We start from the raw sequence: 24,791 nt of genomic DNA, 5'->3' as shown, positions 1-24,791 counted from the left end.
AGTCAATACGCCGCCCCGGGCGTCTTCGTCTGCCATTCAGTCCATCGATGCGCTATTCGGTCGAAATCAGAAAGTTTTTCTACAGCCAGTACTTTTTCGGCGGCCTGCGGATCGCGGTCGGCGTTTCGCTGCCGGCCGTGCTGTGCCTGATCGTGTTTCACAACCGCGAGCTCGGCTTCACGATCTCGACCGGCGCGCTCGGCGCCTGCGTCGTCGACATGCCGGGCCCGCTCAAGTACAAGCACAACGAAATGCTCGCGTGCAGCGTGATCGGCTTTCTGGCCGCGCTCGCGACCGGCCTTGCCACACCGAACATCTTCGTGCTGTGGCTCACCATCGTGCCGCTCACCTTCGTGCTGTCGCTGATCGTCGTCTACGGCAACCGCTGGCCGCAGATCAGCTTCGCGACGCTGTTCATGATGGTGATGACGCTCGAGGAGAAGTTCTCGCCGCTGCAGGCGTTCATCAACGCCGGCTGGATTCTCGCAGGCGGCCTCTGGTACACGTACTGGGCCACGCTCGTGTCGCGATGGCAGGCGCGCCGGATCGAGCAGCAGGCGCTGGCCGAGAGCCTGTTCGCCTGCGCCGACTACCTGCTCGCGCGCGCGCAGTTCTACGACCTCGATGCCGATCTCGACGAGTGCTACCGCAATCTCGTCGCCAAGCAGATCACGGCGGTCGAAACCCAGGAAACCGCGCGCGACATCGTGCTGCGCAACCTGCCGAAGCTGCGCCGCGGCAAGCTCGATCCCGGCCGCACGACGATGTACAACCTGTTCATCAACAGCGTCGACCTGCACGAGCTGTTCGTCGGCGCGCACACCGATTACCCGCTGGTGCGCAACACGTTCGGCGGCTCGGACCTGATCATCTTCTATCGCGACCTGATCGGCAAGGCGGCCGCCGATCTCGAGGAGATCGGCCTCGCGGTGCTCGAAAACCGCGCCCCGCATTCGCGGATCAGCGTGAAGGCCGAGCTGCGCGCGATCGAATACGAGATCGAGCTGATGCGCAAGAAGAACTTCCCGGCCACCAACGCGGAGGCGTATGCGGCCGTGCTCGCCACGTTCCGGCGCATCTGGAGCGCGACGCGCCTGATCGACCGGATGCGCCGCAACCTGTCGGGCCACGCCGATCCGCAGCAAACCGAACTGAAGATCGACAAGGCGCTCACGCGCTTCCTGCAGCGCCGCCGGATGTCGCCGCTCCTGATTTTCTCGAACCTGAACATGCGTTCCCCGAGCTTCCGCCACGCGCTGCGCGTGACGATCGCGGTGGCGGTCGGGTTCTGGCTCGGCCGGCTGCTGCCGCTCACGAACGCGTACTGGATCGTGATGACGACCATCATCATCCTGAAACCCGGCTACTCGCTCACCAAGCAGCGCAACGCGCAGCGGATCATCGGCACGCTGATCGGCTGCGCAGCGAGCATCGCGCTGATCTATACGGTGAAGGAGCCGCACCTGCTGATCGCGATCATGTTCGGGTCGATGGTGATGAGCTACAGCCTGCTGCTGTTCAACTACGCGGCGAGCGTTGTGTTCACGTCGTCGTACGTGCTCCTGATGTTCCACCTGCTCGCGCCGGGCAGCATGCGGATCATCGGCGAGCGTGCGATCGACACCGTGGTCGGCTGCATGATCGCGATCGCCGCGAGCCGGCTGTTCCCGTACTGGGAATACCGGCTGATGGGCAAGCAGGTGGCCGACATGCTCACCGCGACCCGCAAGTATTTCGAGGCCGTGTGGCGGGCCGGGCGCGGCGTGTCGCCGCCGCCCGTGCCGGCCGCCGACGGCGCGGCCGTCGTGCCGGTGGTCGCCGCGGCCATCGAGGCGCCGGCCACGACCCTCGACGACGACTACCGCTACCGCCTCGCGCGCAAGGACGTGCACATCGCGTTCGCGAATCTCGGGCAGGCGTTCCAGCGGATGATGATCGAACCGAAGGCGCACCAGCGCTTCGTGCCGGAACTGAACGACCTGCTCGTGCAGACCCACGTGCTCGGCGCGCAGATCACGGCCGCCGCGCCGCTGATCCGCACGGCCTGCGCAGCCGATGGCAACATCCTTCACGACGATGCGCTGCACCGCGGCCTCGCCGCCGTGCTCGACAATCTCGAGAAGGCCGAGGCCGGCGAGCCGCCGCCCGCCGATCAGCTCGACGCGTCGAAGCAGATCACGCGCGACCTCGACGCGATGGTCGTGTCCGCGGAGAAATCCGATGCGGTGGGTGCCGAGCTCACGCACGACCTGAAGGTACTCGCACATCAGTGCAAGCAGATGCTCGCGTCGTCGCTGCTGATCCGCAAGGATGCGAGCGTGATCCGCCTGCCCGCCTGACCGCGGCTTTACCCCGCCGGTGGCCGGCCCGCGCATGCCGCGGATCGGCCACCGGCGCTCCCCGATTCAGCGATCCCCGAAGCATGACCCGAGCGTTCCAGGCGGCCCGCGCCTCCCATGCGCGACCGCCCTGCCCCCTGTTGCGCCCGTCGCGCCAGTCAGGGAATACCCGATTCCGGTCATCCGGCCCGGCTTGTTATCATTCGTTCACATTCAAGTTGTATAGACAACTTGACGCAATCGGACCGGCCCCGCTCGCCCGGTCCGTCGCATAACGATATCGGAGACACGATGAAAAACTTGCAGCGCCACCTGAGCGCGCGGCACATCCGCTTTCTCGCGCTGGGTTCGGCGATCGGCACGGGTCTGTTCTACGGTTCGGCGTCCGCGATCCAGCTCGCGGGCCCGGCCGTGATCCTGGCGTACATCCTGGGCGGCGCGGCCGTCTACATGGTGATGCGCGCGCTCGGCGAGATGGCCGTGCGCGAACCCGTCGCCGGCTCGTTCGGCCACTATGCGACCGAGAACCTCGGCCCGTTTGCCGGCTTCGTCACCGGCTGGACCTACACGCTCGAAATGGTGATCGTCGCGATCGCCGACATCACGGCGTTCGGCATCTACATGGGCTTCTGGTTTCCGGATGTCCCGCAATGGATCTGGGTGCTCGGCGTCGTCGCGATCATCTGCGGGCTGAACCTGTGCCACGTGAAGGTGTTCGGCGAACTCGAGTTCTGGCTGTCGATCATCAAGGTCGGCGCGATCGTCGCGATGATCGGCGGCGGCGTGGCGATCCTGCTGACCGGCATGCACTTCGGCCATTCGGCCGACGTGCCGACGTTCGCGAACCTGTGGAACCATGGCGGCTTCCTCCCGAACGGCGTCGGCGGGCTGATCGCGTCGCTGTCGGTCGTGATCTTCGCGTACGGCGGGATCGAGGTGATCGGGATGAGCGCCGAAGCCAAGGATCCGGAGCGCGTGATTCCGCGCGCGATCAACGCGGTGCCCGCGCGCATCCTGCTGTTCTACGTGCTGACGATGGTCGTGCTGATGTCGATCAGCCCGTGGACGGGTGTCGGCAGCGACGGCAGCCCGTTCGTGCAGATCTTCTCCGCGCTCGGCGTGAAGTCGGCCGCGACGATCCTCAACCTGGTCGTGATCAGCGCGGCGATCTCCGCGATCAACAGCGACATCTTCGGCGCGGGCCGGATGATGTTCGGGATGGCGCGCCAGGGCCAGGCACCGCGCGTGCTGATGACGACCTCGCGGCACGGCGTGCCGTGGGTCACGGTGCTCGTGATGGCGGTCGCGCTGCTCGCCGGCGTGCTGCTCAACTACCTGATGCCGAAGGACGTGTTCCTGATGGTCGCGGCAATCGCGACGTTCGCGACCGTGTGGGTCTGGCTGATGATCCTGCTGTCGCAGGTCGCGATGCGCCGCCGGCTGTCGAGCGCCGAAGTCGCGGCGCTGAAGTTCAAGGTGCCGTTGTGGCCGGTCGCGCCGGCGCTGACGATCGCGTTCATGGGCTTCGTGATCGTGATGCTCGGCTGGTTCGAGGACACGCGTGTCGCGCTGTATGTCGGCGCGGCGTGGCTCACGCTGCTCGCGGTCGTGTTCTACGCACGGATCCGCCCGAAATTCGCACCTGCGTCACGTTGACGCACGGCTGACCGGCGTACGCGGCGCGCCGGTTCCGGCGCCCGCTTCGTTCCCGGCTCCGCGCGGCATCCGCCGCGCCAACAGCCGGGCACTCGTCCCCTTCACCTCGACGCCACGTGCGCGGCCCGCCGGGCCGCGCATCGGCACGTCAGTGCGATGCGGCGCTCGCGGCCTCGGCCGGATGGGCTTCGTCGTACGCGTGCTTCTGCGAAATCGCGTTGTACAGGATCGTCCCGATCACGAGCAGCACGGCCACGACGATCAGGATGCTCACGTTGCGGACTGGGTTCTTCTTGCGCTGATCGTTCATGGTCGGGGCGACTCCGTCAAATTCATCGAAGCGGGCATTCTACGCGCTTGCGCCCGTCCCGCGACGCCCCGTTTCCGCACCCCTTTCCCGTCCTCCGCCTGCTCGTCGTTATCTTTCATTTGATAACGGTTCCCATTTCGATCTAGAATCCCGAGTCTTTCATTTTGTAATATTCCGGGTCGCTCGAGCGGCAGGCGCGCCCCGGAACGCTCCCTTCGTCCACCTGCCCCTCCGGAGTCTTCATGTCGAATCCGCGCACCCGCCTGCTGCCGCTCGCCGGCGCCCTCGCCCTTGCCGCCGCTGCCTTCGCGCCGCCGGCTCATGCGGCCGAGGAAGTCAGCCTGTACACCACCCGCGAACCGAAGCTGATCCAGCCGCTCATCGAAGCGTTCACGAAGCAGAGCGGCGTCAAGGTCAATACGGTGTTCGTGAAGGACGGCCTGCTCGAGCGCGTGAAGGCGGAGGGTGCGCAGTCGCCGGCCGACGTGCTGATGACGGTCGACGTCGGCAACCTGCTCGATCTCGTCGACGGCGGGCTCACGCAGCCGGTGCGCTCGAAGACGCTCGACGACGCGATTCCCGCGAACCTGCGCGGCGCGAACGGCGACTGGTACGCGCTGTCGCTGCGCGATCGCGTGCTGTACGTCGAGAAGGACCTGAAGGTCGATGCGTTCCGCTACGAGGATCTCGCCGATCCGAAATGGAAGGGCAAGGTCTGCATCCGCTCGGGCCAGCATCCGTACAACACGGCGCTCGTCGCGGCGATGATCGCGCACGACGGCGAAGCCGCGACCGAGAAGTGGCTGCGCGGCGTGAAGGCGAACCTCGCGCGCAAGGCGACGGGCGGCGACCGCGACGTCGCACGCGACATCCTCGGCGGCATCTGCGACGTCGGCCTCGCGAATGCTTACTACGTCGGCCACATGAAGAATGCGGAGCCCGGCAGCGACGCACGCAAGTGGGGCGATGCGATCAAGGTCGTGCGGCCGACGTTCGCGAACGCGAAGAGCGGCGGCACGCACGTCAACATCAGCGGCGCGACGGTCGCGAAGCACGCGCCGCACAAGGCCAACGCAGTGAAACTGCTCGAATACCTCGTGTCGCCGGAAGCGCAGGCGCTGTATGCGCAGGCGAACTACGAATACCCGGTGCGCGCGAACGTGAAACTCGATCCGGTGATCGCCGGCTTCGGGACGCTGAAGATCGACCCGCTGCCGCTGGCGGACATCGCGAAGCATCGCAAGCAGGCGAGCCAGCTCGTCGACAAGGTCGGTTTTGACAACTGACGCAACCACCGCCGGCGCGCGCCGCGTGGCGTGCCGGCCGCGCCTGCTGCCGCGCGCGGGCAGCCTGTGGCTGCTCGCGGCGCTGGCGATCGCCGCGGCGGTCGCGGCGCCGCTCGCGGTGCTCGTGGCCGCCGCGTTCGACGCCGATCTCGCGCACTGGCGGCATCTCGCCGAATTCGTGCTGCCGCAGGCGCTCGTCAATACGCTGCTGCTGCTCGCGGGCGTCGGCACGATCGTGTCGATCGTCGGAACCGGCTGCGCGTGGCTCGTCACCGCATACGACTTTCCCGGCCGCCGCGTGCTCACATGGGCACTGCTGCTGCCGCTCGCGGTTCCCACCTACATCGTCGCGTTCGCGTATCTCGACCTGCTGCACCCGATCGGCCCCGTACAGGGCGCGGTCCGCTGGCTGCTCGGCTTCGACAGCCCGCGCCAGTTCCGCCTGCCCGACCTGCGCTCGCTGCCCGGCGCGATCTTCGTACTCGGCTTCGTGCTGTATCCCTATGTTTACCTGAGCACGCGTGCGATGTTCGTCACGCAGTCCGCGAGCCTGCTCGAAGCCGCGCGCACGCTCGGCGCGGGACGCATCGCCACGTTCTGGCGCGTCGTCGTGCCGCTCGCGCGGCCCGCGATCGCGGTCGGCGTGAGCCTCGCGCTGCTCGAAACGCTGAACGATATCGGCGCATCGGAATTCCTCGGCGTGCAGACGCTGACGGTATCCGTCTACACGACATGGATCACGCGGTCCGATCTTGCCGGCGCCGCACAGATCGCGCTCGCGATGCTCGCGATCGTCGTGGGCATGATCGTGCTCGAACGCTACGGGCGCCGCCGCCAGCGCTATGCGCACGGCCGGCGCATGCGGCCGATCGCGCCGCGCCGCCTGACGGGCACGGCCGCATGGGGCGCCGCCGTGCTCGGCTGGCTGCCCGTGCTGCTCGGCTTCGGCGCGCCGGCCGCGTATCTCGCGGTCGAGACGGCCAAGCGGCTGCATCTCGTCGGCGGCGTGTCCGCGCAACTGATGACGGGGCTCGCGAACACGCTGACGATCGCCACCGCCGCCACCGTCGCGACACTCGCGTGCGGGCTCGTCGTCGCATGGGCCGCGCGCGCGCAACGCGACAGCGCAGGCGCGGGCCCGGCCCGCGTGTGCGCGAGAATCGCGAGCCTCGGTTATGCGGTGCCCGGCACCGTGCTCGCGATCGGCCTGCTGATCCCGTTCGCGGCGGCCGACCGGCTGTTCGGCGCGGCACTCGGCCGCGACGGGCTGCTGCTGATGGGCTCGGCGGCCGCGCTCGTGATCGCCTACACGGTGCGTTTTCTCGCGATCCCGGCCGGCAGCATCGAGGCCGGCCTCGCGCGCATCCCGCCGTCGCTGGAACAGGCGGCGCGCTCGCTCGGCGAAACGGCCGGCGGCACGCTGCGCCGCGTGCACCTGCCGCTGCTGCGGCCCGCGCTCACCACGAGCGCACTGCTGGTGTTCGTCGACGCCATGAAGGAATTGCCGGCGACGCTGCTGCTGCGTCCGCTGAACTTCGACACGCTCGCCACCTGGCTGTATGCGGAAGCGGCGCGCGGCACCTACGAGGAAGGCGCGGTCGCCGCCCTCGCGATCGTGCTGGCCGGGCTCGTGCCCGTGATCCTGCTCGCCCGCACCCGCCACAAGATCGGAGCCTGACACCGTGAACCTGCTCGAACTCGATGACCTCTGCCTCGCATACGACACGCCGCACGGCCGCCGCACGGTGGTCGACGGCCTGAGCCTCGCGCTGCCGCGCGGCGACATCGGCTGCCTGCTCGGTGCGTCGGGCTGCGGCAAGACCACCGTGCTGCGCGCGATCGCCGGCTTCGAACCGGTGCGCATGGGGCGCATCGTGCTGGACGGCGCGCCCGTCGCGGCGCCGTCGCTCGACGTGCCGCCCGAGCGGCGCCGCATCGGCATGATGTTCCAGGATTACGCGCTGTTTCCGCACCTCAGCGCGGCCGACAACGTCGCGTTCGGTTTGCGGCGCATGCCGAAGACCGAACGGCGCATGCGTGTCGCGGAAATGCTCGATCTCGTCGGCCTCGCCGATTCCGGCAGCGCCTATCCGCACGAGTTGTCGGGCGGCCAGCAGCAACGCGTCGCACTCGCCCGTGCGCTCGCGCCGTCACCGGAACTGCTGCTGCTCGACGAGCCGTTCTCGAATCTCGACGTCGATACGCGCGAGCGGCTCGCGTTCGAGCTGCGCGACATCCTGAAACGCACGGGCCACACCGCGATCCTCGTCACGCACAACCAGGCGGAAGCCTTCGCGATCGCCGACCGGATCGGCGTGATGAAGGATGGCCAGCTCGCGCAATGGGATACGCCGTACGCACTGCATCACCATCCGGCCAGCCCGTTCGTCGCGGATTTCGTGCGCCGCGACGCACTGGCCGACGAGCGCGCACGCGCACTGGCGCGCGGCCGCTGAACCCGCGGGCGCGCTGCACGCCCGCGCCGTTTCATTGCCGCGCTACGCCGGCTCGGCAAGGTCGCGCACGGGCAGCGCGGTCGAATACTTGATCTGCTCCATCGCGAACGACGAGCTGACGTCGAACAGCGGCACCGTACGAATCAGCTGCTTGTAGACGCGGTCGTAATCGTCGATGCCGGCCACCACGACGCGCAACAGATAGTCGGTCTCGCCGCTCATCCGGTACACCTCGACCACTTCCGGCATGTCGCGCACGGCCTGCGTGAACCGCTGCGCCCATTCCTCGGTGTGCTGGTTCGTCCGAATCGCGACGAACACGGTCGTGCCGACCCCAAGCTTGCGCGGATCGCACAGCGCAACCTGCGCGCGAATCGCGCCGGTTTCCTTGAGCCGCTGCACGCGCTTCCAGCACGGCGTCTGCGACAGGTTCACGCGCTGTGCCAGTTCCGCGATCGGCAGCGTGGCATCCGCCTGCAACAGCTCCAGCAGCTTGCGATCGATGGCGTCCATTTCTCCAGTCCCTCGTAGATAGAAATTTATTCTATTCATCCTGCACAACGGGGAACAATATGAAAACCGCCTCGCCGCGTCGACCGGTATAAATACCGATCCGGTACACGCGCGGGACGGGTGAGTCCGCCGGCACGCGGCCCGCTCCAGACGAAACAGGCGATCCCGCCCGTCAAGGTGGAATCGCCTGGCGTTCCTGCACGTCGCGACCGGCCCGATGCTCACGCGCCGGCCGGCGCGCCGCTCAATACGCGACCGTCGCGATCTCGCGCACGAAGCTGCCTTGCTCGAGCGCATCGACGAACGCGACCGCGTAGTCTTCCGTCGAGATCCTGCTGTTGCCCTGCGCATCCACGATCAGCTTGCCGACGCCCGTGCGGAACGTGCCCGTGCGCTCGCCCGGGGCGATCATCGCGGCCGGCGCGAAGAACGTCCAGTCGAGGTCGTCGACCGTCTTCAGGTAGCCGAGCGCATCGCGGTGCGCGAGCGCCTGCGCCTTGTACGCTTCAGGAAAGCCTTCGCTGTCGACCAGCTGCTTGCCCGGCGCGATTTCGAGCGAACCCGCGCCGCCCACCACCACGAGCCGCTTCAGGCCCGCCTGGCGGGTGCCGGCGACCAGCGCTTTCGCGGCCGCGACGACCTTCGCCGCATCGTCCTGCTTCGGGCCGTATGCGCTCGCGACGACGTCATGACCCGGCAGCGCGGCCGCGATGCTGGCCGCGTCGAACAGATCGGCCGCCTTCGCGGTGATGCCGTCGCCGGCCGCGCCGGGATGGCGCGACAGCGCGGTCACGCGATGGCCGCGTCGCACGGCTTCCGCGGCAATGCGCGAGCCGATCGTGCCGGTGGCGCCGAACAGCGCGATATTCAGGGTACGTTGCGTCATGTCGATTCTCCAGTAAGCAAAATATGTAACAAAGTCAATTACAGATAAGACCGAAAAAAACGGGGCAAAGCCCCCGTTGCGCCGGTCGCCGCGCAAACGCGCCGTCCGGCTTCCTGCCCTGCCGCCGGTTACCCGCCGGCGCGCGCCTCATGTTGCGTGCGCTGCTCCAGATCCAGCACGTCGGCCGTGACGTCGGCCAGCGTGCGCGTAGCAAGCGAGGCTTCCATCGCGCGCTGCGCGTCGCCGATGTAGTCGGTCAGCGCGCCCTGGATGTGCCGCCCGACGAGACACGCGGGATTCGGCGCCTCGCGGTGCAGCGCGAACAGCTGCGCATCGTCGACCGCCCGATATACGTCGAGCAGCGTGATCGCGCCAGGCTCGCGCGCCAGCAGCGCACCGCCGCCCGCGCCCAGCTGCGACGTGGTCAGCCCGGCGGCCGCCAGCATCGACAGCAAGCGGCGGATCAGCGCCGGATTCGTGTTCACGCTGCCCGCGATGATGTCGGACGACAGCGGCACGCCCTCCTGCATCGACAGCAAGGCAAGCACGTGGACGGCAAACGCGAACCGGCTGCTGGTATTCATTCCTCACTCACTTGACGACGCCGGCCCATCCTGCGGCCGGCGACATATGTAACCATCATAATTACATTTCGTGGATCATGCAAGCCCGCGTCACTCTCCGCTCGCGGGCTTGGCGCCCGACGCATTCTGCTGGCTCCACTGCTGCAGCTTCTTGCCGGCTTCGGCGATCTTTGCGCCGGCTTCGGAAGCCGCATGCGCGACGACTGCGGAAGCAGCCGCGTCGATCTGCGCCTGCGCGGCGGAGGCGAGGCCGCTCGCGGACAGCGGCGGCACGGCCGACGCCGCGGACGCGATGCCGGCCTTCGCGGCGTTGATCTGCTGGTTGACGGTGCTCGCCACCTGGTCGAGCGCCTTGGCCGCATTGTTCGCGGCATCGGCGGCCGCGCTCGCGGCCGTATCGGGTTGCGTGACCGGCGCACCGGACTTCTCGCAGCCCGCGAGCAACAGCAGCGCACCGGCGGCCACGGCCGCCAGTACGGACCCGGGCACGCGACGCGCCCGCGAAGTCTTCATCTTCATCAGCAATCTCCGGCTGCGCGTGGCGCGGCCTCGTGGTTGGACCGACGTCGATGATACCGCCTGTTGAACAGGGCCAATCACGTCCCGCCATTAAAAATGGCTTTAAATTTCGGACTCGTCTGATTCAATCGCACACGCGAGGACTCTAAAGTGGGCACGCTTCAACCCGCTTCGGACGTGCCCCCTTTTTCTCATGGATTTCCTCGTCGACTGGCTCATCGCCCTGGCCGCATTGCTCGCCGCCACCCTGTTCCTGTGTCTGCGCCCGCGGTCGGCGCACCGCCTGGCCGAATCCGGACGCCCGCGCCGCGTCGCAACCGCGCGCCTGCTCGCGCAGGCCGTGATCGGCTTCTGGACCGCCGCGCTGATCGTCGCGCAAGGCATCCTCGGCCCCGACGGCGACGGCCAGTCGCTCGCGGGCTTCGCGGCGCTCGCGTTCGCTGCGCTCGGGCTGACAACCGTCGCCGCCTACTGGTCGGCGTGCGCGCTGCGGCTGCGCCGGCCACCCCCGCTGTTCACGCGCCACTAATGCGCCACTAACGCGCCGGTTGGTGCGCCCGCCACGCACCATCGCGCACCACGCCGCACCAACCAGCTCGTCACGCGCACCAGTTCCGTACGCGCCGCACCACGTGCGTGCACCAGGTATCTCGCTCGGCCCGCGCCGGCTACGCCCTCTTCCCGTGCACGACCCATCGGAATGCCTCACCACGCGGCGCACGAGCACCAACTCCATGCGACGGCTCACCAAGTTGGCTCGATATTTGCATTCCTTGCCCGTTTTTTGCGCAAGGAAGCCACGGCATGGATGGTCTGAAATCCGGCGTCGACTCACTGTTCCTGTTGATCGGCGCCGTCATGGTGCTCGCGATGCACGCGGGCTTTGCATTTCTCGAACTCGGCACGGTCCGCAAGAAGAACCAGGTCAACGCGCTCGTGAAGATCCTGGTCGACTTCTCGGTGTCGACGCTCGCGTATTTCTTCATCGGCTACACGATCGCGTACGGCGTCGAGTTCTTCGACGACATCGGCACGCTGTCCCAGCACAACGGCTACGCGCTCGTGCGCTTCTTCTTCCTGCTGACCTTCGCGGCGGCCATTCCCGCGATCGTGTCCGGCGGCATCGCCGAGCGCGCGAAGTTCAATCCGCAGCTCGTCGCGACGCTGATCATCGTCGGCTTCATCTATCCGTTCTTCGAAGGGATCGCGTGGAACGAACGCTTCGGCGTGCAGGCCTGGCTCGCGCACGCGTTCGGCGCGCCATTCCACGATTTCGCAGGCTCCGTCGTCGTGCACGCGTTCGGCGGCTGGGTCGCGCTGCCGGCCGTCCTGCTGCTCGGCGCGCGCCACGGCCGTTACGCGAAGGACGGCCGGATCGCCGCGCACCCGCCGTCGAACATCCCGTTCCTCGCGCTCGGTGCGTGGGTGCTCGCGGTCGGCTGGTTCGGCTTCAACGTGATGAGCGCGCAGACGCTCGACAAGATCAGCGGCCTCGTCGCCGTGAACTCGCTGATGGCGATGGTCGGCGGCACGCTCGCCGCGTGGATGGCCGGCCGCAACGACCCGGGCTTCACGTACAACGGGCCGCTCGCGGGCCTCGTCGCGGTATGCGCGGGCTCCGACGTGATGCACCCGATCGGCGCACTCGTCACGGGCGCGGCCGCCGGCGCACTGTTCGTCGCGATGTTCACCTGCGTGCAGAACAAGTGGCGCATCGACGACGTGCTCGGCGTGTGGCCGCTGCACGGCATGTGCGGCGCGCTTGGCGGCCTCGCGGCCGGCGTGTTCGGCCTGCCCGCGCTCGGTGGCCTCGGCGGCGTGTCGTTCATGTCGCAGCTCGTCGGCACGCTCGGCGGCATCGCCATCGCGACCGTGGGCGGCACGCTCGTGTACGGTGCGCTGAAGGCGACCGTCGGGCTGCGCCTCGACCGCGAAGCCGAGTTCGACGGCGCGGACCTGTCGATCCACCGCATCTCGGCGACGCCCGAGCGCGATTGAGCCCCTGACGAACGCCCGGCCCGCCATTACGTTTTCAATTCAAAAAACTTTCATCGAGCGTCCTTACACTTCCGTCCAGTTTTCAATTTGCCTTCGCGACGCTTGCCGAGCGCCTGCTTCGCGAAGGCCATTCTTCCAACAACTGAAACTGGACTCCACATGCCCGCGTTGCCCAATGCTTCCCGTCGTCAGGCCCTGAAGATCCTCGCCGGCGCGCCGATGCTTCCCCTTTCCGGCCTCGCGCTGCCGGCCCTGCTGACGGGTTGCGGCGGCGACGACAATCCGGCGTCGACGCCGGCCCCGGTCGCCGCCGCGTACACGTCGGCGACGTTCTCGGCGATGGCCGCCCCGACGCTCGACAACGCGGCCGCGATGGCCACGACGACGGTCGGCTCGACGCTGTCGGTGTCGTTCTCGGACGGCTCGGCGCGCAACTTCAAGCTCGCGTACCGGCCGTTCTTCGTGACGGGCGACATGGTGCCGGACGGCAAGGGCGGCACGACGCTCGCGGGCGGCTACTACGACATCAACAACCAGCCGATCATCGACCGCTCGGTTGCCGGCAAGGAGCGCCAGTTCTATTCCGACTGCCCGGACGGCAGCTCGATGCTGACGCTGAAGAACGCGAACGTGCCCGGCGTGAAAGGCAACACGGTGTTCGCCGTCGTGCAGTTCGAATACACGACGCGCGACCAGGCGAGCGCATCGCAGTACGGCCAGCTGCCGTCGCCGATCGCGGTGCTGACGCTCGACCAGGATCCGGCCAACGGCGCGCTGAAGGTCGTCAAGTACCACAACGTCGACACGTCGAAGGCGCACGGCCTGTGGATCACGTGCGGCGCGAGCCTGTCGCCGTGGGGCACGCACCTGTCGAGCGAGGAGTACGAGCCGGACGCGACCAAGGCCGCGACCGACGCGCAGTTCAAGGCGTTCAGCAGGAACACGTTCGGCGACGAGACGAAGGCGAACCCCTACCACTACGGTCACCTGCCCGAGATCACCGTGAATCCCGACGGCACGGGCACCGTGAAGAAGCACTATTGCCTCGGCCGCATCTCGCACGAGCTGATCCAGGTGATGCCGGACCAGCGCACCGTGATGATGGGTGACGACGCCACCAACGGCGGCCTGTTCATGTTCGTCGCCGACAAGGCCGCCGACCTGTCGGCCGGCACGCTGTACGTCGCGAAGTGGACGCAGACCTCGTCGGCCGGCGCCGGCACCGCGACGCTCACGTGGATCAGGATCGGCCACGCGACGAGCGGCGAAATCGAAGCGCTCGCGAACACGTTGAAGGCGTCGGACATCATGGACCTGGTGACCACCGACCCGAACGATGCGAGCTACACGAAGATCCACTTCGGCGGCAAGTTCAACTGGATGCGCGTGAAGCCGGGGATGGAAAAGGCGGCCGCGTTCCTCGAGACGCACCGCTATGCGGCGCTGCTCGGCGGCAGCATGGGCTTCACGAAGCTCGAAGGCACGACCGTGAACGCGAAGGACAAGATCGTCTACACGGCGATGTCGCGGATCGAGACGTCGATGGTCAAGGGCAATGCGGCGTCGCGCGACGTCGCGGTCGACAAGAAGATCGCCGCGGGCGCCGTCTATGCGCTGAACCTGAAGGGCAGCCAGCGCGACACGACGGGCAGCGCGATCGACAGCGAATGGGTGCCGGTCGACATGGGCGCGCCGGCCGCGCTCGTCGGCGAGGATCTCGCCGCGGCCGACGGGCTCGGCAACCTCGCGAACCCGGACAAGATCGCGAACCCGGACAACCTGAAGTTCTCCGAAAAGCTGCGCACGCTCTTCATCGGCGAAGACTCGGGCATGCACGTGAACAACTTCCTGTGGGCGTACAACGTCGACACGAAGTCGCTGGTGCGCGTGCTGTCGTGCCCGGCCGGCGCGGAATCGACGGGCCTGCACGCGGTCGACGAGATCAACGGCTGGACGTACATCATGAGCAACTTCCAGCACGCGGGCGACTGGGAATCGCCGCTGCACGACAAGGTCAAGCCGACGCTCGACCCGCTCGTGCGCGCGAACTTCAAGGACCGCTTCGGCGCGAGCGTCGGCTACCTGACCGCCGAGCAGACCAGCATCAAGCTCGCGAAGGCCTGACCGGGCCGCGCGAGGAGGCGCCGCCCGCCGGCCGGGGTGTCCCTGACCGGGCGTCCCTGACCGGGCGTCCCTTTCTTCATCACCGATCATTCGTCGGCGCTCCACGCCGTTTGATGCGCGATGCCCAGTGCAGGCATCGCGCTTTTTTTTGCGCGTGCGAATCGCGTCAGGCGCACGCGCGAGCAGGCGCCGCGCGGGTGTAAACGGGGGGTTTCGACGATCGGGGGATAATACGGGCCTGACGCGTCCGGGCGGGCGAGCAGAAAAACGGGCAAAAAAAAGCGCCACGGAGACCGTGGCGCTAAAAAAGTTCTAGCCATTCCGAGGGCCGTGCTAGAACCTGAGAGACTGCGCGAAACATCGTTGCCGGTTAAACTCTTGAAACGATGTTTCGAAAACGTGAGACATTCTTTCCGTTTCCGCCCGACAAGTCAAGCGGTATTTGCACCGGTTCATGCACTTTCTGGCAACGCTCATTTGAGCGTTTTCCTAATAAACCAAGGGTGAACCCGTAAAATCTCATCCAATGACCGGTTCACCCGCGGAACATGCATCCTTTGACAATAGTCCTACAATACCAACAAAATTGAAATCGAGTTTCGGAAATAGAGAGAATCCCTCGTGTCGACCACTGTAACCCCTCCCGCGTCGCGGGACCGTGAATCCTCGCCCGACGAAATCACCGCCCTCGCCCGCGGCCTCGCCGTCCTGCGTCGCATCGCGGCTGCCGACGCGCCCGTCAGCAACCGCGAGCTGACCGAACTGACCGGCATCCCGAAGCCGACCGTCTCGCGCATCACCGCGACGCTCGTCAGCGCCGGCTTCCTGTTCCAGTTGCCCGACAGCGAGCGCTTCGTGCTCACCGCGTCGGTGCTCGAACTGAGCCACGGCTTCCTGCGCAACTTCGACATCCGCGCGCGCTCGCGGCCGTTCATGATCGAGCTGGCCGAACGCACGTCCCTGTCCGTGCACCTCGCGGTGCGCGACCGGCTCGACATGGTCGCGATCGACGTGATCCGGCCGCGCTCGGCCGTGCTCGTCACGCGTCTCGAGATCGGCTCGCGGATGGACATCGCACGCACCGCGGTAGGCCGCGCGTATCTCGCCGCACTCGAGGACGACGAACGCCGCCTGCTGCTCGAGTCGCTGCGCACCACGGCCGGCGACGACTGGCCGCACGTGTCCGCGCGCCTGACCCCCGCGCTGGACGACGCAATGCGCGACGGGTGCGCGATCGCGATCGGCGAATGGCGCGAGGGCCTGAATGCGGTGGCGGCCGGATTCGTCGGCCCGTCGGGCCAGCGCTATTCGGTGAATTGCGGCGGCGCGTCGCACCAGTGCCCGCCCGAATGGCTGCACGAACACGTGGTGCCCGCGCTGCACGAATGCATCGCGAAAATCACCCGCGAGATCGGCGGCGCACCGGCCCGGCGGCACGCCGTGTAATCGATTCGTCATCGTCCAATTGCGTTCTGTAACGACCGTAACCCGTTGAAAGATAGTCCACTGGACTGTAACGGGGACGGGACGTAGGATCATGCCCATCGTCGCGCCGCCTTCGCGGTGCGCACCGCTCTTTTCCCGCGCAGGCCGGCGGGGCCCCGGACCGAGCCGGGCGCCCCGTCCCGGCACCGCCCGCCCACGCGCAGCCCAGCAGTCCGATTTCCGGCACGCCGCGCCGTCTTCCTGACAGAACACGATGGATAACGAACAAAAGCCCACGCCTCCTTCGAACGACCCCGCGTCTCCCGCCGCACGGCGCCCGCGCCGCACGCTGATGGCTGGGGCGCTCGCGGTCGTCGTCATCGGCGGCCTGCTGTGGTGGCACCCGTGGAACCGCACGCCGGCGGCCGGCAGTGCCGCGACGGGCGCGGGTGCAAGCGCCGCCGGTGGCGGCGGCGGCCACCGCGGCCGAGGCGGCCCCGCCGCGATGGCGAACATTCCGCAGCCCGTGCAGGTCGCGACCGCGACGCAGGGCGAAATGCCGATCGTACTGTCCGCGCTCGGCACCGTCACGCCGCTCGCGAACGTGACGGTCAAGACGCAGCTGTCGGGCTACCTGCAGTCGGTCTCGTTCCAGGAAGGCCAGATCGTCAGGAAAGGCGACGTGCTCGCGCAGATCGACCCGCGCCCGTACCAGGTGTCGCTCGAGAACGCCGAAGGCACGCACGCGCGCGACTCGGCGCTGCTCGCGACGGCCCGCCTCGACCTGAAGCGCTACCAGACGCTGCTGTCGCAGGATTCGATCGCGTCGCAGACGGTCGATACGCAGGCTTCACTCGTCAAGCAATACGAAGGCGCGGTGAAGACCGACCAGGCCGCGATCGATTCCGCGAAGCTGAACCTCACGTATGCGCGCATCACCGCGCCGGTGTCCGGCCGCGTCGGCCTGCGCCAGGTCGACCCCGGCAACTACGTGACGCCGGGCGATGCCAACGGCATCGTCGTGATCACGCAGTTGCAGCCGATGAGCGTGATCTTCACGACGTCGGAAGACAACCTGCCGCAGATCCTCAAGCAGGTGAACGCGGGCCAGAAGCTGTCGGTCACCGCGTACAACCGCAACAACACGGTGCCGCTCGAGACGGGCTCGCTCGCGACGCTCGACAACCAGATCGACACGAGCACGGGCACGGTCAAGCTGCGCGCGAACTTCGATAACAAGGAAGGCATGCTGTTCCCGAATCAGTTCGTGAACACGCGGCTGCTCGTCGACGTGATGCGCAACGCGACGATCGTGCCGACCTCCGCGGTGCTGACCGGCTCGATCGGCCAGTTCGTCTACGTCGTGAAACCCGACAACACGGTGACGGTGCGCAAGGTCACGGTCGGCCCGGTCGACGGCGAACGCACGAGCATCGTCAGCGGCGTGTCGCTCGGCGAGCGCGTGGTGACCGACGGCTCCGACCGCCTGCGCGAAGGCGCGAAGATCTCGATCCCGGCCGACAAGCCGAAAGGCGCGTCGGGCGCGCGCGGCGCCGGTGCGGCGTCGGGTGCATCGGGCGCCGACGGCCATCGCGGCGGACACCGGCACGGCGCGTCGCAGGCAGCGGCCCCCGCGGCCCAGTAACGCGCGGGCCGCTCGATGAATCCATCCCGCCTTTTCATTCTCCGGCCGGTCGGCACCGCCCTCCTGATGGCGGCGATCATGCTGGCCGGTCTCGTGGCGCTGCGCTTCCTGCCGCTCGCCGCGCTGCCGGAAGTCGACTATCCGACGATCCAGGTCCAGACCTTCTACCCGGGCGCGAGCCCGGAAGTGATGACCTCGTCGGTCACCGCGCCGCTCGAACGGCAGTTCGGGCAGATGCCGTCGCTGAACCAGATGTCGTCGCAGAGTTCGGCCGGCTCGTCCGTGATCACGCTGCAGTTCTCGCTCGACCTGCCGCTCGACATCGCCGAACAGGAAGTGCAGGCCGCGATCAACGCGGCCGGCAACCTGCTGCCGTCCGACCTCCCTGCCCCGCCGATCTATGCGAAGGTCAACCCGGCCGACGCGCCGGTGATCACGCTCGCGGTCACGTCGAAGACGCTGCCGCTCACGCAGGTGCAGGACCTCGCCGACACACGCCTCGCGATGAAGATCTCGCAGATCGCGGGCGTCGGCCTCGTCAGCCTGTCGGGCGGCAACCGCCCGGCCGTGCGGATCCAGGCGAACCCGACCGCGCTCGCGCAGTACGGGATGAACCTCGACGACCTGCGCACGACGATCTCGAACCTGAACGTGAACACGCCGAAGGGCAACTTCGACGGCCCGACGCGCGCGTACACGATCAACGCGAACGACCAGCTCACGAGCGCCGATCAATACAACAGCGCGGTCGTCGCATACAAAGGCGGCCGCCCGGTGATGCTCACCGACGTCGCGACGGTCGTCGCCGGCTCGGAGAACACCAAGCTCGGCGCGTGGGTGAATTCGGAGCCCGCGATCATCCTGAACGTGCAGCGCCAGCCGGGCGCGAACGTGATCCAGACGGTCGACGCGATCAAGGCGCAGCTGCCGAAGCTGCAGGAAACGCTGCCGGCCGCGCTCGACGTGCAGATCGTCACCGACCGTACGACGATGATCCGCGCCGCCGTGCGCGACGTGCAGTTCGAACTGCTGGTCGCGGTCGGGCTCGTCGTGCTCGTGATGTACCTGTTCCTCGCGAACATCTACGCGACGATCATCCCGAGCCTGTCGGTGCCGCTGTCGCTGATCGGCACGCTCGCGGTGATGTACATGGCCGGCTTCTCGCTGAACAACCTGTCGCTGATGGCGCTCACCATCGCGACCGGCTTCGTCGTCGACGACGCGATCGTGATGATCGAGAACATCGCGCGCTACGTCGAGGAAGGCGAATCCGGGCTCGAGGCCGCGCTGAAGGGCTCGAAGCAGATCGGCTTCACGATCATCTCGCTGACGGTGTCGCTGATCGCGGTGCTGATCCCGCTGCTGTTCATGGGCGACGTGGTCGGGCGCCTCTTCCATGAATTCGCGATCACGCTCGCGGTGACGATCGTGATCTCGGCGATCGTGTCGCTCACGCTCGTGCCGATGATGTGCGCGAAGCTGCTGCGCCATTCGCCGCCGCCCGAGAGCCATCGCTTCGAGGCGCGCGTGCACCACGCGATCGACTGGGTGATCGCGCGCTATGCGGTCGCGCTCGAATGGGTGCTGAACCGCCAGCGCTCGACGCTCGTCGTCGCGCTGCTGACGCTCGCGCTGACGGGCCTGCTGTACGTCTACGTGCCGAAGGGCTTCTTCCCCGCGCAGGACACCGGCGTGATCCAGGCGATCACGCAGGCGCCGCAGTCGATCTCGTACGGCGCGATGGCCGAGCGCCAGCAGGCGCTCGCGGCCGAGATCCTGAAGGATCCGAATGTCGTGAGCCTCACGTCGTTCATCGGCGTCGACGGCAGCAACATCACGCTGAACAGCGGCCGGATGCTGATCAACCTGAAGGCGCGCGACGAGCGTTCCAAAACGGCCGCGCAGATCATCCGCGACCTGCAGCACCGCGTGGCGAACATCACCGGGATCTCGCTCTTCATGCAGTCGGTTCAGGATCTGACGATCGACTCGACCGTCAGCCCGACGCAGTACCAGTTCATGCTGACGAGCCCGAACTCGGAAGAGTTCGCGACCTGGGTGCCGAAGCTCGTCGCGCGTCTGCAGCAGGAGCCGTCGCTCGCCGACGTCGCGACCGACCTGCAGAGCAACGGCCAGTCCGTCTACATCGAGATCGACCGCGCGAGCGCCGCGCGCTTCGGCATCACGCCGGCGACCGTCGACAACGCGCTGTACGACGCGTTCGGCCAGCGCATCGTATCGACGATCTTCACGCAGTCGAACCAGTACCGCGTGATTCTCGAGTCCGAGCCGAAGGAGCAGCACTACGCGCAATCGCTGAACGACATCTACCTGCCGTCGGCGGGCGGCGGCCAGGTGCCGCTGTCGTCGATCGCGTCGTTCCACGAACGGCCGTCGCCGCTCCTGGTCGCGCACCTGTCGCAGTTCCCGTCGACCACCGTCTCGTTCAACCTCGCGGCGGGCGCGTCGCTCGGCGAGGCGGTCAAGGCGATCGAGGCCGCCGAGAAGGACATCGGGCTGCCCGCGTCGTTCCAGACGCGCTTCCAGGGCGCGGCGCTCGCGTTCCAGGCATCGCTGTCGAACCAGCTGTTCCTGATCCTCGCGGCGGTCGTCACGATGTACATCGTGCTCGGCGTGCTGTACGAGAGCTACATCCACCCGATCACGATCCTGTCGACGCTGCCGTCGGCCGGCGTCGGCGCGTTGCTTGCGCTGATGATCACCGGGCACGACCTCGACATCATCGGGATCATCGGCATCGTGCTGCTGATCGGTATCGTGAAGAAGAACGCGATCATGATGATCGACTTCGCGCTCGAGGCCGAGCGCGTCGAAGGCAAGCCGCCGCGCGAGGCGATCTACCAGGCGTGCCTGCTGCGCTTCCGGCCGATCCTGATGACGACGCTCGCCGCGCTGCTCGGCGCGGTGCCGCTGATCGTCGGCGCCGGCGCGGGCTCCGAGCTGCGCCAGCCGCTCGGGGTCGCGATCGCCGGCGGCCTGATCGTGTCGCAGGTGCTGACGCTGTTCACGACGCCCGTGATCTACCTCGGCTTCGACTCGCTCGCGCGCCGCGTGCGCGGCTGGTTCGAGCGCCACGGCCCGCAAGCCGGCACGCGCACGGATGCGTAAATGACACGACCCCCACGCTCACTTCGTTCGCGTGGGGGGGCGCAGCCCCCCCATCTCCCGAAAACGCATCCGTCGGAACACGCGGCGGCCCAGCGAGTGCCGACATGAACCTGTCGCGCCCCTTCATCACCCGCCCCGTCGCGACGACGCTGCTCGCGATCGGTGTCGCGCTCGCGGGCCTGTTCGCGTTCGTCAAGCTGCCGGTGTCGCCGCTGCCGCAGGTCGACTTCCCCACCATCTCGGTGCAGGCGTCGCTGCCCGGCGCGAGCCCCGAGACCGTCGCGACCAGCGTGACGAGCCCGCTGGAGCGGCACCTCGGCTCGATCGCCGACGTCTCCGAAATGACGTCGACGAGCACGGTCGGCAATGCCCGGATCATCCTGCAGTTCGGGCTGAACCGCGACATCGACGGCGCCGCCCGCGACGTGCAGGCCGCGATCAACGCGGCGCGCGCCGACCTGCCCGCCGCGCTGAAGAGCAACCCGACCTACCGCAAGGTCAACCCGGCCGACTCGCCGATCATGGTCGTGTCGCTGACGTCGGAGACCTCGTCGCCCGCGAAGCTGTACGACGCCGCGTCGACGGTGCTGCAGCAGTCGCTGTCGCAGATCGACGGGATCGGCCAGGTGTCGGTGAGCGGCTCCGCGAACCCGGCCGTGCGCGTCGAGCTCGAGCCGCAGGCGCTGTTCCACTACGGGATCGGCCTCGAGGACGTGCGCGCGGCGCTCGCCTCCGCGAACGCCAACGCGCCGAAGGGCGCGATTGAGTTCGGCCCGCAGCGCTACCAGCTCTATACGAACGACCAGGCGTCCGAGGCGTCGCAATATCGCGACCTCGTCGTCGCGTATCGCAACGGCGCGGCCGTGCGGCTGTCCGACCTGTCCGACGTCGTCGATTCGGTCGAGGATCTCCGCAACCTCGGCCTGTCGAACGGCAAGCGCGCGGTGCTCGTGATCCTCTACCGCTCGCCCGGCGCGAACATCATCGATACGATCGACCGCGTGCGCGCGGCGCTGCCGCAGCTCACCGCGTCGCTGCCGGCCGACATCACGGTCACGCCCGTACTCGACCGCTCGACCACCATTCGCGCGTCGCTGAAGGACACCGAGCACACGCTGCTGATCGCGATCAGCCTCGTCGTGATGGTCGTGTTCCTGTTCCTGCGCAACTGGCGCGCGACGCTGATCCCGAGCGTCGCGGTGCCGATCTCGATCGTCGGCACGTTCGGCGCGATGTACCTGCTCGGCTTCTCGATCGACAACCTGTCGCTGATGGCGCTGATCGTCGCGACCGGCTTCGTCGTCGACGATGCGATCGTCGTGCTCGAGAACATCTCGCGGCATATCGAGAACGGCAAGTCGCGCATGCAGGCCGCGTTCGACGGCGCGCGCGAGGTCGGCTTCACGGTGCTGTCGATGAGCATCTCGCTCGTCGCGGTGTTCCTGCCGATCCTGCTGATGGGCGGCATCGTCGGGCGCCTGTTCCGCGAGTTCGCGCTGACGCTGTCGCTTGCGATCGCGGTATCGCTCGCGGTGTCGCTCACGGTGACACCGATGATGTGCGCGCGCCTGCTCCCCGAGTCGCACGAACCGCAGAACGAAGGCCGCTTCGCGCGATTCCTGGAACGCTGTTTCAGCCGCATGCAGCGCGGTTACGAACGCTCGCTGTCGTGGGCGCTGCGCCGGCCGCTGCTGATCCTGCTGACGCTCGTCGCAACGATCGGGCTGAACGTCTACCTGTACATCGTCGTGCCGAAGGGCTTCTTCCCGCAGCAGGACACCGGGCTGATGATCGGCGGCATCCAGGCCGACCAGTCGACGTCGTTCCAGGCGATGAAGCTGAAGTTCTCCGAGATGATGCGGATCGTGCAGGGCAACCCGAACGTGAAGAGCGTCGCGGGCTTCACCGGCGGCACGCAGACCAACTCGGGCTTCATGTTCGTCACGCTGAAGGATCGTACCGAGCGCAAGCTGACGGCCGACCAGGTGATCCAGCAACTGCGCCCGCCGCTGGCGGACGTCGCGGGTGCGCGCACGTTCCTGCAGGCGGCACAGGACATCCGCGTCGGCGGCCGGCAGAGCAACGCGCAGTACCAGTTCACGCTGCTGGGCGATTCGAGCGCCGACCTGTACAAGTGGGGGCCGATCCTGACCGAGGCGCTGCAGAAGCGCCCCGAGCTGACCGACGTGAACTCGGACCAGCAGCAAGGCGGCCTCGAGGCGATGGTGACGATCGACCGCGCGACGGCCGCGCGGTTCGGCATCAAGCCCGCGCAGATCGACAATACGCTGTACGACGCATTCGGCCAGCGCCAGGTCTCGACGATCTACAACCCGCTGAACCAGTACCACGTGGTGATGGAAGTCGCGCCGAAATACTGGCAGAGCCCCGAGATGCTGAACCAGGTGTGGGTCAGCACGTCGGGCGGCAGCGCGAACGGCTCGCAGACCACCAACGCGGCGGCCGGCACCTACGTCGCGACGTCGGCCGGCACGTCGAGCGCCGGCACGGCCGCGCAGAGCGCCGCGGCGATCGCGTCGGACTCCGCGCGCAACCAGGCGCTCAACGCGATCGCGGCGAGCGGCAAGTCGAGCGCGTCGTCGGGTGCGTCGGTGTCGACGTCGAAGTCGACGATGATCCCGCTGTCGGCGATCGCGACGTTCGGGCCGAGCACGACCCCGCTGTCGGTCAACCACCAGGGGCTGTTCGTCGCGACGACGATTTCGTTCAACCTGCCGCCCGGCGTGTCGCTGTCGCAGGCGACGCAGGTGATCTATCAGACGATGGCGCAGGTCGGCGTGCCGCCGACGATCGTCGGCAGCTTCCAGGGCACCGCGCAGGCGTTCCAGCAGTCGCTGAACGACCAGCCGATCCTGATCCTCGCGGCGCTGCTGGCCGTCTATATCGTGCTCGGGATCCTGTACGAGAGCTACATCCACCCGATCACGATCCTGTCGACGCTGCCGTCGGCCGGTGTCGGTGCGCTGCTCGCGCTGCTGCTGTTCAAGACCGAGTTCAGCATCATCGCGCTGATCGGCGTGATCCTGCTGATCGGTATCGTGAAGAAGAACGCGATCATGATGGTCGACTTCGCGATCGACCAGACGCGCCACTACGGCAAATCGTCGCTCGACGCGATCCACGAGGCGTGCCTGCTGCGCTTCCGCCCGATCATGATGACGACGATGGCCGCCCTGTTCGGCGCACTGCCGCTCGCGTTCGGCAGCGGCGACGGCGCCGAGCTGCGCGCGCCGCTCGGGATCGCGATCGCCGGCGGCCTGATCGTGTCGCAGGTGCTGACGCTCTATACGACGCCGGTCGTCTACCTGTACATGGATCGTTTCCGCGTCTGGGCCGAGAAGCGGCGCAACCGCCGCGGGAATTCCGGCGGGCCGGCCGTCGCCGGGAAGTGATGGAAGCGGCCGCCCGCCGGGCGGCCGCTCGCCGCGCTTGCGCATCGGCAGCGATCGGCTATCGTGAGTCCATGCCCACCGCGGGACCCTTCACGGGGACACGCCATGAACGTCCAGCTCAACCATACGATCGTCTGGTGTCGCGACAAGCGCGCCTCGAGCCGTTTCCTTACAGAGCTTCTGGAACTGCCGCCGCCGACGCCGTTCGGCGCGATGCTGGTCGTACCGCTCGACAACGGCGTGTCGCTCGATTTCTACGAACAGGCGGGGGAAATCCGGTCGCAGCATTACGCGTTCCTGCTCGACGAAGCCGGTTTCGACCGCGTGCTGGCACGCATCCGCGAGCGCGGGCTGCCGCACTGGGCCGATCCCGCGAAGCGGCAACCCGATGACATCTACCGCCACAACGGCGGCCGCGGCGTGTATTTCGACGATCCGGACGGCCACTTCCTCGAAGTGATGACGCAGCCTTATGCGCTGAACGGTCAGGTCGGCTGACGGGCCGGCA

General features: G+C 67.6%; 18 protein-coding genes. 13 read left to right on the top strand and 5 right to left on the bottom strand.

Features of this window, described 5'->3' with window-relative positions; genetic code table 11:
- Positions 1 to 47 precede the first annotated feature (47 nt).
- Both APZ15_RS09765 and APZ15_RS09760 read left to right on the top strand, forming a co-directional pair.
- Entirely contained in the window at positions 48 to 2,339 is a 2,292-nt protein-coding gene (locus APZ15_RS09765) for an FUSC family protein (RefSeq protein ID WP_027787948.1), read from the top strand.
- A 291-nt stretch (positions 2,340 to 2,630) separates the two neighbouring features.
- Positions 2,631 to 3,995, top strand: a complete 1,365-nt coding sequence (locus tag APZ15_RS09760; protein ID WP_027787949.1) for an amino acid permease — start codon at positions 2,631 to 2,633, stop codon at positions 3,993 to 3,995.
- 148 nt (positions 3,996 to 4,143) lie between these two features.
- Here the strand turns inward: APZ15_RS09760 and APZ15_RS40820 are convergent, their stop codons facing one another.
- Entirely contained in the window at positions 4,144 to 4,305 is a 162-nt protein-coding gene (locus APZ15_RS40820) for a hypothetical protein (protein WP_006476417.1), read from the bottom strand.
- Between the two features lie 242 nt (positions 4,306 to 4,547).
- On the opposite strand from APZ15_RS40820, the gene APZ15_RS09755 reads away from it, so the two are divergent.
- From APZ15_RS09755 to APZ15_RS09745, 3 genes are read left to right on the top strand one after another with little or no spacing between them, the layout of a single operon-like run.
- Positions 4,548 to 5,591: a Fe(3+) ABC transporter substrate-binding protein gene (locus APZ15_RS09755; RefSeq protein ID WP_021163380.1), complete on the top strand. Its 1,044-nt coding sequence runs from the start codon at positions 4,548 to 4,550 to the stop codon at positions 5,589 to 5,591.
- Positions 5,581 to 7,269: an ABC transporter permease gene (locus APZ15_RS09750; protein WP_027787950.1), complete on the top strand. Its 1,689-nt coding sequence runs from the start codon at positions 5,581 to 5,583 to the stop codon at positions 7,267 to 7,269. Before APZ15_RS09755 ends, APZ15_RS09750 begins: the two co-directional genes overlap by 11 nt.
- Positions 7,270 to 7,273: 4 nt before the next feature.
- Positions 7,274 to 8,047, top strand: a complete 774-nt coding sequence (locus APZ15_RS09745) for an ABC transporter ATP-binding protein (protein WP_021159403.1) — start codon at positions 7,274 to 7,276, stop codon at positions 8,045 to 8,047.
- 42 nt (positions 8,048 to 8,089) lie between these two features.
- Here APZ15_RS09745 and APZ15_RS09740 read toward each other — a convergent pair whose 3' ends face one another.
- The 4 genes from APZ15_RS09740 to APZ15_RS09725 form a co-directional block, all read right to left on the bottom strand.
- Positions 8,090 to 8,560 carry an Lrp/AsnC family transcriptional regulator gene (locus APZ15_RS09740; protein ID WP_006484401.1) on the bottom strand — a complete coding sequence of 157 codons (471 nt, stop codon included), beginning with the start codon at positions 8,558 to 8,560 and terminating at the stop codon, positions 8,090 to 8,092.
- Between the two features lie 244 nt (positions 8,561 to 8,804).
- Positions 8,805 to 9,446, bottom strand: a complete 642-nt coding sequence (locus tag APZ15_RS09735; protein ID WP_027787951.1) for an NAD(P)-dependent oxidoreductase — start codon at positions 9,444 to 9,446, stop codon at positions 8,805 to 8,807.
- A 128-nt stretch (positions 9,447 to 9,574) separates the two neighbouring features.
- On the bottom strand, positions 9,575 to 10,030 hold the full coding sequence (locus APZ15_RS09730) for an Rrf2 family transcriptional regulator (RefSeq protein ID WP_027787952.1): 456 nt from the start codon (positions 10,028 to 10,030) through the stop codon (positions 9,575 to 9,577).
- 90 nt (positions 10,031 to 10,120) lie between these two features.
- Complete coding sequence (locus APZ15_RS09725) at positions 10,121 to 10,549, bottom strand: hypothetical protein (RefSeq protein WP_021159399.1); 429 nt, start codon at positions 10,547 to 10,549, stop codon at positions 10,121 to 10,123.
- Positions 10,550 to 10,742: 193 nt separating this feature from the next.
- On the opposite strand from APZ15_RS09725, the gene APZ15_RS09720 reads away from it, so the two are divergent.
- The 8 genes from APZ15_RS09720 (at position 10,743) to APZ15_RS09685 (ending at position 24,781) form a co-directional block, all read left to right on the top strand.
- Positions 10,743 to 11,078: a hypothetical protein gene (locus tag APZ15_RS09720; RefSeq protein ID WP_027787953.1), complete on the top strand. Its 336-nt coding sequence runs from the start codon at positions 10,743 to 10,745 to the stop codon at positions 11,076 to 11,078.
- A gap of 275 nt (positions 11,079 to 11,353) precedes the next feature.
- Positions 11,354 to 12,547, top strand: coding sequence for an ammonium transporter (locus APZ15_RS09715; RefSeq protein ID WP_027787954.1), 1,194 nt, complete (start codon positions 11,354 to 11,356; stop codon positions 12,545 to 12,547).
- A 159-nt stretch (positions 12,548 to 12,706) separates the two neighbouring features.
- Positions 12,707 to 14,671 (top strand): PhoX family protein, encoded by a 1,965-nt coding sequence (locus tag APZ15_RS09710; RefSeq protein ID WP_027787955.1) that lies wholly within the window; start codon positions 12,707 to 12,709, stop codon positions 14,669 to 14,671.
- A 621-nt stretch (positions 14,672 to 15,292) separates the two neighbouring features.
- On the top strand, positions 15,293 to 16,117 hold the full coding sequence (locus tag APZ15_RS09705) for an IclR family transcriptional regulator (RefSeq protein ID WP_057056455.1): 825 nt from the start codon (positions 15,293 to 15,295) through the stop codon (positions 16,115 to 16,117).
- A gap of 253 nt (positions 16,118 to 16,370) precedes the next feature.
- Entirely contained in the window at positions 16,371 to 17,741 is a 1,371-nt protein-coding gene (locus APZ15_RS09700) for an MdtA/MuxA family multidrug efflux RND transporter periplasmic adaptor subunit (RefSeq protein WP_027787957.1), read from the top strand.
- A gap of 15 nt (positions 17,742 to 17,756) precedes the next feature.
- Positions 17,757 to 20,870, top strand: a complete 3,114-nt coding sequence (locus APZ15_RS09695; protein ID WP_027787958.1) for an MdtB/MuxB family multidrug efflux RND transporter permease subunit — start codon at positions 17,757 to 17,759, stop codon at positions 20,868 to 20,870.
- 104 nt (positions 20,871 to 20,974) lie between these two features.
- Complete coding sequence (locus tag APZ15_RS09690; protein ID WP_027787959.1) at positions 20,975 to 24,283, top strand: efflux RND transporter permease subunit; 3,309 nt, start codon at positions 20,975 to 20,977, stop codon at positions 24,281 to 24,283.
- A 105-nt stretch (positions 24,284 to 24,388) separates the two neighbouring features.
- Complete coding sequence (locus APZ15_RS09685) at positions 24,389 to 24,781, top strand: VOC family protein (protein ID WP_027787960.1); 393 nt, start codon at positions 24,389 to 24,391, stop codon at positions 24,779 to 24,781.
- Positions 24,782 to 24,791 lie beyond the last annotated feature (10 nt).

It is taken from the genome of Burkholderia cepacia ATCC 25416, from assembly GCF_001411495.1.
In the GTDB taxonomy this organism is placed as follows: domain Bacteria; phylum Pseudomonadota; class Gammaproteobacteria; order Burkholderiales; family Burkholderiaceae; genus Burkholderia; species Burkholderia cepacia.
The sequence above is the reverse complement of the archived record's forward strand: the minus strand, read 5'-3'. Positions and strand labels throughout refer to the sequence as shown.